This is a genomic window from Pseudomonas sp. SMN5, from assembly GCF_052041925.1.
In the GTDB taxonomy this organism is placed as follows: Bacteria; Pseudomonadota; Gammaproteobacteria; order Pseudomonadales; family Pseudomonadaceae; genus Aquipseudomonas.
In genome coordinates this window covers 133,587-147,212 of record NZ_JBKGGX010000005.1, presented here as the reverse complement: position 1 = coordinate 147,212, position 13,626 = coordinate 133,587, and the positions used below count along the sequence as shown (strand labels likewise).

Annotated in this window: 14 protein-coding genes; 7 read left to right on the top strand and 7 right to left on the bottom strand. The window is 53.7% G+C overall.

What is annotated here, in order from left to right:
- The first annotated feature begins 12 nt into the window (after positions 1-12).
- From ACLEJR_RS07085 to ACLEJR_RS07060, 6 genes are all read left to right on the top strand, one after another.
- Positions 13-219: a co-regulatory protein PtrA N-terminal domain-containing protein gene (locus tag ACLEJR_RS07085; RefSeq protein ID WP_053868003.1), complete on the top strand. Its 207-nt coding sequence runs from the start codon at positions 13-15 to the stop codon at positions 217-219.
- Positions 220-400: 181 nt separating this feature from the next.
- Positions 401-2,266, top strand: a complete 1,866-nt coding sequence (locus ACLEJR_RS07080; RefSeq protein WP_181073833.1) for a copper resistance system multicopper oxidase — start codon at positions 401-403, stop codon at positions 2,264-2,266.
- Positions 2,267-2,280: 14 nt separating this feature from the next.
- Positions 2,281-2,604, top strand: coding sequence for a hypothetical protein (locus ACLEJR_RS07075; protein ID WP_125924299.1), 324 nt, complete (start codon positions 2,281-2,283; stop codon positions 2,602-2,604).
- Positions 2,594-3,709, top strand: a complete 1,116-nt coding sequence (locus ACLEJR_RS07070) for a copper resistance protein B (RefSeq protein WP_012316929.1) — start codon at positions 2,594-2,596, stop codon at positions 3,707-3,709. The genes ACLEJR_RS07075 and ACLEJR_RS07070 overlap by 11 nt, the downstream gene beginning before the upstream one ends.
- 10 nt (positions 3,710-3,719) lie before the next feature.
- Entirely contained in the window at positions 3,720-4,502 is a 783-nt protein-coding gene (locus ACLEJR_RS07065; RefSeq protein ID WP_012316930.1) for a c-type cytochrome, read from the top strand.
- Positions 4,492-4,947 (top strand): DUF411 domain-containing protein, encoded by a 456-nt coding sequence (locus ACLEJR_RS07060; RefSeq protein WP_023048571.1) that lies wholly within the window; start codon positions 4,492-4,494, stop codon positions 4,945-4,947. The genes ACLEJR_RS07065 and ACLEJR_RS07060 overlap by 11 nt, the downstream gene beginning before the upstream one ends.
- A gap of 105 nt (positions 4,948-5,052) precedes the next feature.
- On the opposite strand, the gene ACLEJR_RS07055 is transcribed toward ACLEJR_RS07060, so the two are convergent.
- The 3 genes from ACLEJR_RS07055 to ACLEJR_RS07045 form a co-directional block, all read right to left on the bottom strand.
- A complete protein-coding gene (locus ACLEJR_RS07055; RefSeq protein WP_016489899.1) occupies positions 5,053-5,241 on the bottom strand; it encodes an AbrB/MazE/SpoVT family DNA-binding domain-containing protein in 189 nt (62 codons plus the stop codon).
- A 137-nt stretch (positions 5,242-5,378) separates the two neighbouring features.
- Positions 5,379-5,711 (bottom strand): DUF2790 domain-containing protein, encoded by a 333-nt coding sequence (locus tag ACLEJR_RS07050; protein ID WP_012316932.1) that lies wholly within the window; start codon positions 5,709-5,711, stop codon positions 5,379-5,381.
- A 145-nt stretch (positions 5,712-5,856) separates the two neighbouring features.
- Entirely contained in the window at positions 5,857-6,369 is a 513-nt protein-coding gene (locus ACLEJR_RS07045) for an antitoxin Xre/MbcA/ParS toxin-binding domain-containing protein (RefSeq protein ID WP_023048572.1), read from the bottom strand.
- Positions 6,370-6,506: 137 nt separating this feature from the next.
- Here ACLEJR_RS07045 and ACLEJR_RS07040 point away from each other — a divergent pair, with 137 nt between their 5' ends.
- Positions 6,507-7,430 carry a TniQ family protein gene (locus ACLEJR_RS07040; RefSeq protein ID WP_125924300.1) on the top strand — a complete coding sequence of 308 codons (924 nt, stop codon included), beginning with the start codon at positions 6,507-6,509 and terminating at the stop codon, positions 7,428-7,430.
- Here ACLEJR_RS07040 and ACLEJR_RS07035 read toward each other — a convergent pair.
- Genes ACLEJR_RS07035 through ACLEJR_RS07020 form a run of 4 tightly spaced genes read right to left on the bottom strand, consistent with a single transcriptional unit; the run spans position 7,402 to position 13,410 of the window.
- Positions 7,402-8,880 (bottom strand): TnsD family Tn7-like transposition protein, encoded by a 1,479-nt coding sequence (locus tag ACLEJR_RS07035; RefSeq protein ID WP_031312166.1) that lies wholly within the window; start codon positions 8,878-8,880, stop codon positions 7,402-7,404. The two genes, ACLEJR_RS07040 and ACLEJR_RS07035, sit on opposite strands and share 29 nt — an antisense overlap.
- Positions 8,881-8,904: 24 nt before the next feature.
- A complete protein-coding gene (locus ACLEJR_RS07030) occupies positions 8,905-10,353 on the bottom strand; it encodes an ATP-binding protein (RefSeq protein WP_023048574.1) in 1,449 nt (482 codons plus the stop codon).
- On the bottom strand, positions 10,350-12,518 hold the full coding sequence (locus ACLEJR_RS07025; protein ID WP_103435499.1) for a Mu transposase C-terminal domain-containing protein: 2,169 nt from the start codon (positions 12,516-12,518) through the stop codon (positions 10,350-10,352). The genes ACLEJR_RS07030 and ACLEJR_RS07025 overlap by 4 nt, the downstream gene beginning before the upstream one ends.
- Positions 12,511-13,410: a TnsA endonuclease N-terminal domain-containing protein gene (locus ACLEJR_RS07020; protein ID WP_440813100.1), complete on the bottom strand. Its 900-nt coding sequence runs from the start codon at positions 13,408-13,410 to the stop codon at positions 12,511-12,513. Before ACLEJR_RS07020 ends, ACLEJR_RS07025 begins: the two co-directional genes overlap by 8 nt.
- Positions 13,411-13,626 lie beyond the last annotated feature (216 nt).

Below are 13,626 nucleotides of genomic sequence, written 5' to 3'. Positions count from 1 at the left end.
GAGGATCTCCAGATGAACATGGTCAAAGCAATTGTGATGGTCGTTACCTTCGGCATGGCAGGCATCGCCCTGGCAGAGGGCGGCGCGGACCGGACCTTTGCGCGGATGGAAGCGGCTCGCCAAAACTCCATGCAGGCCTATCAGGTTGCGCAGCAGGAGAAAGAGCAGCCGCCGGTCGCCGCACAGTCCAGCAAGCATGTCGGCCACGAGAGCTGCTGATCCGAGCTTACAGAAATGTAATCACTCCGGAATCTGAACTATGGCAGTTTCAGACTACGGCCTCTCATCAGCCTCGCGCAGTAGCGAAAGTCTACGAGACTGGTGAGAGCTCCAACGAACCCAAGGGCTGCGCCATCGAGCAGCCTGGATATCAGCGATCTACCTGACTGGACGCAACGGCATGCAAAGCAAAACCACGAGACGATCATTCGTCAAAGGCCTGGCCGCTACCGGACTTCTGGGTGGGCTCGGCATGTGGCGCGCGCCGGTCTGGGCTGTGACCAGCCCTGGCCAACCGAACGTGCTCAGCGGCAATGAATTCGACCTGTATATCGGTGAACTGCCCGTCAACATTACGGGGGCAGCTCGTACGGCCATGGCCATCAACGGCTCCGTGCCAGGGCCGATCCTGCGATGGCGCGAAGGCGACACCGTGACGCTGCGCGTACGCAACCAGTTGAAACAGGACACCTCCATTCACTGGCACGGCATAATCCTGCCCGCCAATATGGACGGTGTGCCGGGCTTGAGCTTTCACGGCATCGCTCCCGATGGCATGTACGAATACAAGTTCAAGGTCCATCAGAACGGCACTTACTGGTATCACAGCCACTCAGGCCTCCAAGAGCAGTCTGGGGTCTATGGCGCACTGGTGATCGATGCTAAGGATCCCGAGCCGTTTGTATATGACCGCGATTACGTCGTCATGCTCAGCGATTGGACGGATGAGGACCCGGCGCGGGTGCTCTCCAAACTCAAGAAGCAGTCCGACTATTACAACTTCCACAAGCGCACGGTCAGCGACTTCGTTGACGACGTGAGCGAGAAAGGCTGGTCGGCCGCTGTAGCGGATCGGAAGATGTGGGCTGAAATGAAGATGAGCCCCACCGACCTCGCAGATGTGAGCGGGTATACCTACACCTACCTCATGAACGGCCAAGCTCCGAACGGCAACTGGACGGGTATCTTCAAGCCCGGCGAGAAGATCCGCCTGCGATTCATCAACGGCTCGGCCATGACCTATTTCGATGTCCGGATTCCTGGGCTCAAGATGACGGTTGTGGCTGCCGACGGCCAGTACGTCAAACCCGTATCGGTCGATGAGTTCCGGATCGCCGTTGCTGAAACCTACGATGTCATCGTCGAGCCTGAAAACGAACAGGCCTATACGATTTTCGCGCAATCCATGGACCGTACCGGGTATTCCCGAGGCACCCTGGCAGTTCGCGAAGGCTTGCAAGCGCCCGTACCGGCGGTAGATCCACGCCCGATCATCGCCATGAGCGATATGGGCATGGACCACGGCAGCATGGGCGGAATGGATCATGGCAGCATGGCTGGCATGGACCAGGGCAGCATGGCCGGAATGGATCATGGCAGCATGGCTGGCATGGACCAGGGCAGCATGGCCGGCATGGATCACAGCAAGATGGCTGGAATGGACCACGGCAGCATGGCCGGTATGGACCACAGCAAGATGACTGGGATGGGCAATGAAGGCATGGCCGGCATGAGCGGCGCAATGCAAAGCCATCCGGCTTCCGAGACCAACAACCCACTGGTCGATATGCAGACTATGTCGCCAACGCCAAAGCTGAACGATCCGGGAATTGGCCTACGCAACAACGGGCGTCGAGTGCTGACGTACGCCGATCTGCGGAGCACCTTCATCGATCCCGATGGTCGAGAGCCTGGACGGACAATCGAACTGCACCTTACCGGCCACATGGAGAAGTTCGCGTGGTCGTTCGACGGTATCAAATTCTCCGACGCTGAACCGCTGCGGTTGAAATATGGCGAGCGTCTTCGCATCACCTTGGTCAACGACACCATGATGACTCACCCCATCCACCTCCACGGTATGTGGAGTGATCTGGAGGACGAGAACGGCAACTTCATGGTTCGCAAGCACACCATCGACATGCCACCTGGCTCAAAACGAAGCTATCGCGTCACCGCAGATGCCTTGGGACGTTGGGCCTATCACTGTCACCTACTGTTCCACATGGAAATGGGCATGTTCCGAGAAGTACGTGTGGACGAATGAACTGGAGATTTGAGATGAGCAAACCAATGAAACGAAGCGCCTTTTTCCTTTCTGCTGCGATGGTAGGCATTCTGGCTGTTTATGCCCCGTCGTCGTGGTCCAGCGACAATCATGATCAGCATTCCCAGAAAACCACAGAGGCCGGCAAAGCCAAAGGCTCGCAGGACAAGCAGGGCCGGGGGATGAACCATGAAGGCATGGACCATGGTTCCATGGAAGGTATGGACCACGGCTCGATGAAGGGAATGGACCATGGCTCGATGGAAGGCATGGACCACGACAAAATGATGAAATCGCATGGCAGCGACAAAGCTAAGGCAGGGAAAGATGGCCAATAGCCTCGGGCGGCCTTCGCTGCTGGCTCTGACCGTTTCGATCAGCATGCTGGGCGTAACGCCCAGCTTCGCTGCTGAAGAAATGGATCACTCGGGCATGGATCATTCGAAAATGGGGCACGGCTCCATGCAAATGGATGCTGCTCCATCCGAATCGATGCCGGCGATGGATCACAGCAAGATGGGGATGGGCAAACAGCAGAAAAAGCCTGCCCCTGTTGATCACAGCCAGATGGGGCATGCTCAAAGCAAGAGTAAATCCAGCCCGGTGGACCACAACAAGATGGACCACAGCAAAATGAACCATGGAAACATGCAGGGCATGGATCACGGCTCTATGAAGGGCATGGACCATTCCCAGATGAACCATAGCTCAGCGACTTCTCCGACCACGACGAGCCGCACGCCGATTCCAGTGCTCACTGATGCGGATCGCGAGTCGGCCTTTCCGCCCCTGGGTGGCCACCAAGTGCACGACAGCGGAATCAACAGCTTCTTCCTGTTGGACCAGCTCGAATACCAGGACGCCGATGAGGGCAGCACCCTGGCCTGGGACGCATCAGGCTGGATAGGCGGCGACATTAATCGCCTCTGGGTTCGTTCGGAAGGCGAGCGCACCAATGGGGTAACCGAAGATGCTGAGCTGCAACTCCTGTACGGGCGCTCGGTCAGCCCTTGGTGGGATGTGGTCGCCGGGGTCCGCCAGGATTTCAAACCGGAATCCCCACAGACCTGGGCAGCCTTTGGTATTCAGGGCATGGCTCTGTATGACTTCGAGGCCGAAGCCACGGCGTTTATAGGCGAGAACGGTCAGACTGCTGCGCGTCTTGAGGGCGAATACGACATCCTGCTGACCAATCGCTTGATTTTGCAGCCCACGGCCGAGGTCAATTTCTATGGCAAGAACGATCCTGAGCGCGGCGTTGGCTCGGGCCTTGCCAATACCGAAGTCGGGCTGCGCCTACGGTATGAAATTGTCCGCCAGTTTGCTCCATACATAGGCGTTACCTGGAGCCGCTCCTACGGCAACACCGCTGACTTCATCCGAGACGAGGGTGGAGATGTTGATGAGGCACGCTTCGTTGCCGGTATCCGGATGTGGTTCTGAGAATTCCAACATGAAAAAAACAATTACAACGCTGCTTGGGGCCGGTGCTGTCGGAAGTGCTGCGGTATTGGGCACAGCCTATTTCGGTCTGGTGAATGTCGGCGCTGATGATCCTCACTTCCCGGCAGTCCATTCCTTTCTCGCCATGGCTCGTGATCGGTCTATTGAGGTTCGAGCGCGAGACATCGAAGTCCCTGATCTGAAGGAAGCCGCGTTGATCAAAGCGGGGGCGGGCAACTACAACGCCATGTGTATAGGCTGTCACCTTGCCCCTGGCGTTGGGAAGACTGAGCTAAGCCAAGCGCTATACCCGTCGCCACCCGACCTCACCAAGGTGGGTGTCGGAGGCGATCCAGCCGCCGCATTCTGGACAATCAAGCACGGTATCAAAGCCACGGGCATGCCCGCCTGGGGCAAGAGCATGGGCGATGAGTACATCTGGGGAATCGTCGCGTTCCTGGATCAACTGCCCCAGATGAATGCCGAGCAGTACAAGGCCTTGGTGGCCACGAGCGGCGGCCACCAGCACGGCGGCGGTGAAAGCGATATGCACAACCATGAGGGCCAGCACGGCGGGAGCGGTCGTGCCGAGCATGGTGATCACGATGAAGCGGCAGACGACGATCATGCCCAGGCAGCTCACGACCATGGAGCTGCACCCGCAGGCTCCGCTCAAGCGGCAGATCATCACGGTGACCACAATGCGGCCGAGGCCCATTCGGATGCCCACCCGACATCGTCGCCAAAGACGCATGTTCACAAAGACGGTAAGGAGCACACTCATGCCAACTAACCGGATATTCGTTCGGCTAGCCGCTATCGCTGGGCTTCTGGTGACCTCGGCGGCCTATGCTGCCGAGCCATTGTCCATCGACGTTCACCGAGACGCGAACTGCGGTTGCTGCAAGAAGTGGATCGCGCACCTGGAAGCCAATGGTTTCAAAGTGACCGACCATGTTGAGACGGACATGAGCGCAGTGAAACAGAAGCTGGGCGTAGCGCCACGGTTAGCGTCCTGCCACACAGCTGTGATCGACGGAAAGTTTGTTGAAGGTCACGTGCCAGCTGAGCAGATTCGAGAACTCAGGGGGCGGAACGATCTAGTCGGGATCGCCGTACCAGGAATGCCAGCTGGGTCCCCAGGCATGGAGGTTGATGGCGTAAGCCATGCCTACCAAGTCATTGGTTTAATCAAAAGCGGCGAGGACCAAGTAGTCGCCAACTATCCAGCCAAATAACGCACCTACCAGGAGGACGGCGGTAGGCTGACTGCCGTCCCTTATTCCCCCGCTAGAAAGCTTCATCAGCTCAACAGGACGACAGAGAGGGGCTACAAAGGGTAGCTAGTCAGATTCACGGCGCTCGCGGACTGGCTTGAGTACGATATCGCCGTTGATGAGCTCGATGGAGAGTCTGTCGCCCGTCGTGACCCCGAGCTCGCGCAAAATGTCATCGGGTAATTCCACAATCACATCGCCGGAGCCGTCGCCGGGATCTAGGCACTTTACCGTGGTGCGCGCTGATTGAGTCATTGGACTCTCCTGCCTGAGCTACCAGTCCTCATCGTACTCCACCAGTCATGAAAGCCGGTAACCAGGCGATCTATTGCCGGAATTGACGCTTCAACCCGGCGTTTTATCAGAGTAAGTCCTGTCCACTCGCTCAGTGCTCAGTTCTGGCCCCGGCAACCGACTCCAGCGGTCCGGTATTCAAGGATTTTCACGTCTCCGTTGGAATCCTCGTAATTCATCTGTGCCGGCATCACGTCACAGCTCGCCTTGGTCGACGTCATGCTGATCACCTTCGCCACGTCGAGCCGCATCCCGTAGCGATAGTGGATCACCTCCGGTGGGTTCTTTCCCTTGGCAGCGGCATAAGCTCGCATAGCTTGCTCATTGGCCTGAATCATCTTTCCATGCAGACGGTCGGATCCTCCTTCGGCGAGTACGGCTGACGAAGCCACTAGGGCCAGGATAGCGGTGATACTTTTGATGACTTTCATTTCAATCACTCCAATAAACGTGACTGAAGATTAGGGGTTGATCGCTGTCAATTGAGTGATACGGGAATTACAAGGTTGTAAGTCCCGCATGTAAAAAGAGGTAGCGTTGCCTCCTCGCCGCATACCAACCTCGCCCTCAGGCAAGCTACTGGTAGACACCCAAGCGTATACGCTCAAGATAGTCCGCTACGACGCTGAACCCGAGCGACGTGTCGAGCATCTCGAAGGGTACAAACCCCAACAAACGGCCGCACGGCCGACAAAGCCACTGCTCCGCGAGCATCTGAGAGCCAAATACCTTCGATGCAAGCTCCAGTCCTTTCGCATACTGGAACGCCACCGCGCTCTGCTGGGCATCCAGACGATGGGCCTGAGCGGGATGGCTCAGACGGTGAATGCTTCTGGTCGATCTTCCTGTGATTCGCCCGACGAGGTTACGAGCCTTGAACAGGCTCGATGACTCGACCATGCACTTCACGTCGCTGAAAAAGAATCCTGTTTGGACTAGACTCAGGAGCTCCAGCTGGCTCAACCCGTCGGGGTGGGTATGAACCAGGTGGAACGTTGGTGGAAAGGCCTGCGATTCAACAGGTGGGCGAGTGCTTGTAGGATTCACTGCATCGACCTCCTCTTGTGCGTTGGCTGCCAGACTAGCCATTTTGATTCCCAAGCACGTCCGGCGCCCTTCCACCTTCACAATAGCCCAATACGGTCACCAATGTGGATGCGATACCGGTGACTTCTAACTAAAATGGCATACCGCCCGTCTAGCAACGTGTACAAGCACTTCAATTAATGAGAATTTTCGCACCATTACCTGGAGAATATGTCGCATCAGCGCTTAAGCGAGGCAATGAGCTTCTAGGTATTAAATCTCTAAAAACTGAAGATTTCTATATAAAACCGATACCTCGTGTTGGCTTCGGGATTAGTAAAACCTTAAGCACCGTGCAAGCAGAGTGGCGGCCGCATCAAGAATTTTATTACCCAAAACTGCTAGACGACCACAAAATTTCCGAACTAGTCCTAAACGACCACACTTTGTATCCTATGATAGCTGCGCTTGGTCGTCATCGAGCGACCGCAATCGTCACACCAAAGACTTGGCAGAAAGTTTGTCCAGATTGCGTTCTCGAAGACTTGAATAACTGCGGAAGCCCCTATATTCATTGCAGGCACGTGTTGGGTTCCGTACAGGTTTGCAGTACTCATGCTTGCACTCTAATCGAAACATGTCCGGCCTGCTCAATGCCACTGAAAAAGCACGAGATTGGTCACCTAGCCAAGTGCAGCAAGCAGGGCAAATGGTCAAGACGTCAAAAGCGAGAATTCGGATCAACCCGTCATATGTACGCCAAATTTGTCGCAGATCTTCTGGGCTACCGCGGCCCGATGATACATGATGGAACGGCAGACTTTATCGCATATGCAAGCCTCATGATTAATCGCACTAGAGAATTCGAACGCACCGAGCTGGATATTTCCAAACTGATTTACAAAGAAATGGGGATTACGTCGAGACTTACCACGAGCAGTATCTCCACCAGTGACAAATTTCCTATGTATGTATTTTTAGGATGTCACACCGCTGAGAATTATTTAAATTTGCTAGCGAACCAAGATGAGCAAGACCTCCTGCGAGAGAAGAAAAAATCCATATTCAATAAACTCTTGCACGAAGCCAATAGAACTAGTCCATATCGTCACGTATCTGCATGAGGATTTCATCTTCGGATACGCGAGATATCCGTATTCCGGCATAACGGTAGAGAACACTCATGGCACAGTGTTCAGTCAGAGAGTATTCTCGGATTGCCCACCGGATTTTACGCAGCTGGTGGTCATGAGTAGACTCAAGCAAATCCGCCATCAACCTTATGCTCCTCGGAAAATGTTCCGGCATTTTAAGGAAAGCGTGGGCGTTTACCACAAGCCTGCATAGAGCAGCGCGGGTGACCTGCTGAGGCTTTCCGTGTACAGAAAGTAAGATCGCCCTAGCTTTAGCGAGCTCTGACGCAAGGGTGAAGTCCCTGGATTGCCAGTCGATTCGAATCTTTCGATCTCTGAGGTAGGGGTTTGCAGCAACATAGTTGACCAACCATTCCCTGTCGTGGCGGTACAACCACTGATAGCCCGGCTTGTCATGACATTTGGGGTTAGCACTGTTTGCAAAGGCTAACCGGCGGGCTTGGAGGTCATTGTCATCAGTAAGGTTATTCGGCCTATCACGACAGACCATAACACCAGCGGATATATCGGCCTCTGGACAGTAGGTCTTGAGGTGTTCCAGCTCCAGATCGAGGAGCCAGCAGAGGAAATAGAACTTGAAGGGCTGCACGATTCGCTCTCGTCGCCGTATGATCTGCAAAACCCAGTCACAGGACCGAACCATTTCTTCAAACTCGGCAGCGCTAGGACTGCACCGAAGTCGCCTGGTTAAGAACTCTCTCAGCATTCCCTCTCTAATTCGACCAGACCTAATAAAACTCATCTCGTCCAAACGGGTCCTGAAAAAATTTCCAGCCTGGATCGCTTTGATCTCATCGGGGTGGTCGAGCCCCCATAGCTGCATACGGGCAATCGCAATGGCCGCGCTGTGTTCTCCACAGTCCATAACCGGCGTTCCACCTGATTCGCCCGGTAGCAACATGCAACGCCAATCTGCCCCTTTGGGAAATCTCATCGCCTGTAGCACTTCGCTGTGGCGCGGACAGACGCAAATGCCCGAAGCTTGATGAATACGATGCCAGTAGGCTAAGCCGCACTCCAGCATGTCCTGTCCGACGCAGCTCTCGCAATATCTAAACGAGGCGTGTTGGAGGAAACGCGACGCTGTTATGCCCAAGGCCATCTTGAGTCCTGTACCCCGATTACCTCCCATTAGAACAACGGCATCGCGGCCCTTCTGTTCATTCAAAAACGGCAAATAAAGCGGTAAAAGTGTGAAGCGATTGATCAACTCTCCTACGGGAATGGCGCCTCCCAGACGCTCAGACAGAGCCCCTAAGCAGCATGGCAAAATGGAACCACAGGTACGCGAGTAGCTACCGAAGAGCTCGTGGCTTGACACGCGGTATCCTGGATTGGCCGCTAGCTTGTGATAGCGCACGGCCAGGCTGTAGAGCGACTCATCCGGGAACGGCTGGGGGAAGAACAGAAGGTTAGCCACTGCCTTGAGCTCCCGATCCTCATGTCACCAGGAGGAATCCCTATCCACCCAGCCGCGCTGTTCGAGCTGAGCCTGAAGGTCTTCGTCCTTCGAAAAATGCACGTTAGCTAATGCTCCGTCAGCAACCGGGACCACGGTACGACCCGTAGCCTTCGATGCCGATTTATCCTTGGCTTGAGGTGGAGGAGTGATCGCGGCCTGGGTAAGTAGCGAAAGATGAGCTCTGTCGGCCCGGCGAGCCAAGTCGTAGTTCATCATCTGGGCGATCTGGTCTTTTGTAGGCATCATGTCCTCGAAGTCAGCAATCTGAAGAGGATCACCGCTTCGTAGAGCCTCGATGGGCTTGTGTAGAAGCCTCATTTGATTGTCATACACCTGCTGAAGCACCGCTGGCGTAATAGCGTCGAGGCCCTCCCAAATTACATGACGCTGCGCAAGCATAAGCAGTTTCGCTAGGAAATCAGTATTGCCTTGGGCGAGATCATAGATCTTGGACAAGAGCTCCTTCGTCAGGGGGGCGCATGATGCCGTCCAGTCATAGGCCCAGAGTTGGGACACCAAGTGCTCCCAAAACGGATCGTCTTCGCTGAATCGGTCAAAAGCGATGGGTCCCATCCCCGCCGCTCTTCGGGCGTTGCGCAGCACACCAGAAAACAGCGGGAGCATTGCGTTGGTCCCTACATACACCAGCGGAACGCCTGCATCGTTGGATAAAGTTACGAAGAAATTCAGCAACTTTTCCCGATCCTGTCCCCCCCGCGAGGAGCAAAGATGCTGCATTTCATCAATGATCAAAGCACCAATGAAAAAGGTTTTGCACAGCTGACTGATGTGCTGGAGCATTACGCTGATGCTGTTGCCAGAACCGCCCCTGCGCGAGTATTTGTCGACTCCTAACGCAGCATCCAACGCTGAGAAGAATGCTGCACAGAAACCGCGCAACGAGCCGTCATGAGGGCACTCAATCTTTAGCCACACGACCTGGGTTTCGATGAGAATGGCGTCTTTATATCTGCTGTGGCTGATCACCTGCGGATAAAGCCTTGCGATGGAATTGAGCGCTGTGGTCTTACCCATACCACTCAAGCCGATGAGCGTCATCGTCTCAGCGGTGGACATGAATCCGTGGCCCTTGGCCTCCGCTGAGGAAGGCAGCCGATGCCTAACAGATGAGGCCAACAGCGGATTGCGTCCCATATATCCGTAGCGAATCAGCTGGCTGAAAAGGTCTTCAAGGCGCAGGTGAATTTCGAATGGAACAACAACATCTTTCAGCCGGTTGATCCCATGACCGCGAAGCTTCGGTGGCAACGCTCGTTCGGCCTCGTCGGGCTTCGGCGGAAGGTTCCCAACGCGCCTGACCACATCTACATCCGACAGAATTCTAGGCAAGCATTCGATCAGCGGGTTGCCATCGTACTGAGGCATGCCTGTAGGAATGTATTCTGCGGGGGAGAACGTCAAATCGTTCATGTCTCAGCCTCGCTTCCCTCGCTGACGACTAGTTTCAGAAACGCCGCGCTTCTCGCGGAACTGGGCCTGCCGGTGACTAGCTTAGAATTTTCTGCCACAGGAGGTATGTTATCCACAACGCGTAGCTGATTCAGATCAGCGGTATGGGAATCGCGCTCGGTCTGAGCTTCGGTAGCACGCTTGGCACGTTTGTCCCGCTTGAAATCTGCATTCGATTTCGGGTCACCCTGAGCGACACGTTTGGATTTGGCCCGGTCAAAGATTTCCTCTTGCCGCCCCCTTACCAGCGCCGCAGTATTATCACTGTCATAACGGGCATCCGGCGAAACTTGGTTCAGGACATGGATCATATCAAGAACCTCCTCCATACGGAGTCCACCATATTTCTGCCGTTGCTGCGGTACAATAGTTAAAGCCTCAAAACCTGCTTCTGACTTGATCCAACAATTTTCAATAGAGTTAGGATCATAGAATACTCGAACATATTTCGTCCGCAGGTTGTGCGAGCGCTCCAACCACTCCTCGCGTAACGCTGTTTGACATGTATACTGTACGCCTTGGAAAACAATACCGCCTCGACTTATACGACACTGCTGAGAGGGCAATAGAGCGATTTTCAACTCAGCCGGCGATACTACTTTTGAATTTATAGGGCTATTATCCTTCGACCAATTCCAAATCGCTATAGGCGTTGCTTCCACTCCGCCGGCAATCATCTCGCGATTTAAAAGGTGTGGTATCCGCAGGCTCTTATTGTGAGCCAAGACTCCTACAATAACCATTTCGGTGAACTCGTCGATATCCAAAATGGCATCGAGTTGGTAGTCCCTATCGCCGCGCTCCATTTTACGAGCATCCACTCCGCCTGGAACGAACTTCAAGTCGAGGTGTTCATTGATCAGACGGAAACGGCTTTCGATGATCCCTTTCCAATCAGGCCTGAAAGGAGGCAAAATTTGCACCCCAAGCCCCAAGCTTTGGGAGAGCGTTGCCCCCGCCTCGCTTAGAAGTTCAGCCCGGTCAGCCACAATTTCGACTGGCAAATGCGAGCATGGCCAGTCAGCTTCCTCAATGTCTACGTTGTATCGTTTGCAAAACTCAACCTTTGAGGTGCAAGCGTTGTATATCGCGTGTCTAGCCCCATTCCAGCTGGGCCCCTCAAGGCCCACGTGAATTCCTACAATCATTCTGGTGTAGGTATCGACGACTACATAAAGTATCGGACGCCCAATGAGCCACAGCCTATTAACGCGATGCACTAAATAGACATCAGCGATGGTGGAATCTATCTCATATCGCTGCGTTGCGCCTATCAGGCCTTGGGATGCTGAGCCAACGATAGCCCGATGGTCTTTGTTGTACCTGATAGAACCGCCACGCACCTTGAGCTTATACAGGTCATCGAAAAATAATTTACCGTGATATCTAAGCTGTGCAGTAGTCGGGTAACTGCCGCGTACAATATTTCCTTTCGATCCGTCAGGGAGAGTCGCTCTATAAAATTTGTTTAACATCCACTTATGTGCATCTTTCAGGGTGCCACACTTGCCGCTAGCGACTCGCCCGTAAGCCAAACGGATATGAGAGAGATGGCGCTGTTCGAGCGGGATGGCACCACCATCATTGACAACGACACCAAGATACTTACGCGGCCGACCGGGGATAATACCTGAGGACCGATCCTTTTTCTTCCCACGTCCGCCGCAAGCGCTTGTGTTCCAAAGAAACGCGTTAGGTGTCTGACCCATACTCCAATAGCGGTATAGAAGCCGGTATATCTGCTTACGCTCTACCCCTGTCTCTATGGCATGCGTCGCAACAAGCTTCCCAAAATCAGGACCAAGAATATCCAAGGCAGAGCGATCTTCTACTAAACTTCTTATAAGACTCCAATTTCGATTTCGGCTCGCCTTTTCATTTTCACTAATTTCATCGTCGCTTCTGAGCAGATGTAAAGGAACCATTTCTGGACTTAAGACCGCGCGCCCTGAATCAATTTCGTCAATTAAAACTGACTTATCAATCTGCCAAGGCTTGCCTGGATTCATATTCAGCTCAATCACGATAACAGTATCATTATTTATGCCTAAGACCCTAACTGCCTTTTTTAGTAAGCTCGGTTCTTCGCCGGGAGAAACAATGCTGTTAATTTGAAAATCAAGCATGATGAGAAACCTCGGTTGGCGGAGACAAAGCCGCTGACCGATGGCTCGGCCATACGTGCAACGGCTGCGACAAGCTTGTTATTTTCGAGGTAAGATCAGACTCTAAACGGCCGATCCATAGCAGGTGATGGAAGAGCCGCTTCACGCTCATATAGTCAATATAGATATCACGTGACGCCTTTTCCAAAAGAGCTTTTAAGGGTATTTGATCCGTCTTTGACCCCGCGATGTATTCAAGTAAGTTCCCTATATTTTTCTCAGTCGGCAACGAGGGATGGATATTGGCATAAGTCCTGAGAACTCTGAGGTTCGCTAATCTAATCTTCGAGAGGTTTTCGTGCAGGACCAGCTTCCAGTCCACGCCCCTCATTGACCAGTATTTTTCCTCAATAGCGAGCTTTTCAGCTATTCGATTCCGCACATGAAGATCAGCCTGCTCAAATTCCTTTCTATATTTTACTGAGCGAGCAGCTAACCTCGTTTCACCAGAGGGATCCAAGAAGGTGATGAGAAAGTCCGTCGTCATAACGACAGGTATCTGCGTACCAGGATATACAGGGTGACGACAATTTATGCTTGAGGCAATTGCTTGAGTCTCAGCCTGTGTAAGCAGGGGGTACTGCTCTCGGATATCAATGATCGAGGCGTCGTGCTCAAGTACAGTGAGGTAATCTCGCTCCGCATTGGACAGCAGGTGATGAGTGCGGAAAATCTTAACTCCCGCAATCATATGGGAGACACCCTTTGATTTGATTTCCCACACCTTGATCCATGGTTTATAGGAATCTCTCACTCCACTTCCACGGCCTGATTTAATTTTTTTATCTATTTTTGATTGGGTCATCAGCTGGCGGTGGGCAGCCTTGACCGGAGCTACGGGCGCAGATGCCATGTTCAAGTCGCTCATGATTGGGCGACCCACTCGAACGGAACGAGGCTGGTGTGTCGTGTAAAGAGGACACGCCAGCGAGCGGGCTCAGCCAGGACAATAGTCACAGCGGTGCGTAGAGGATTGTCACCCAAATCTCCAAGGCCTGGCTCCGGCCTGATGTGCGGTCGGGGCCAGCCTTGTGACAACCTTTATTACGTTGTGACAACCTTTATTGTT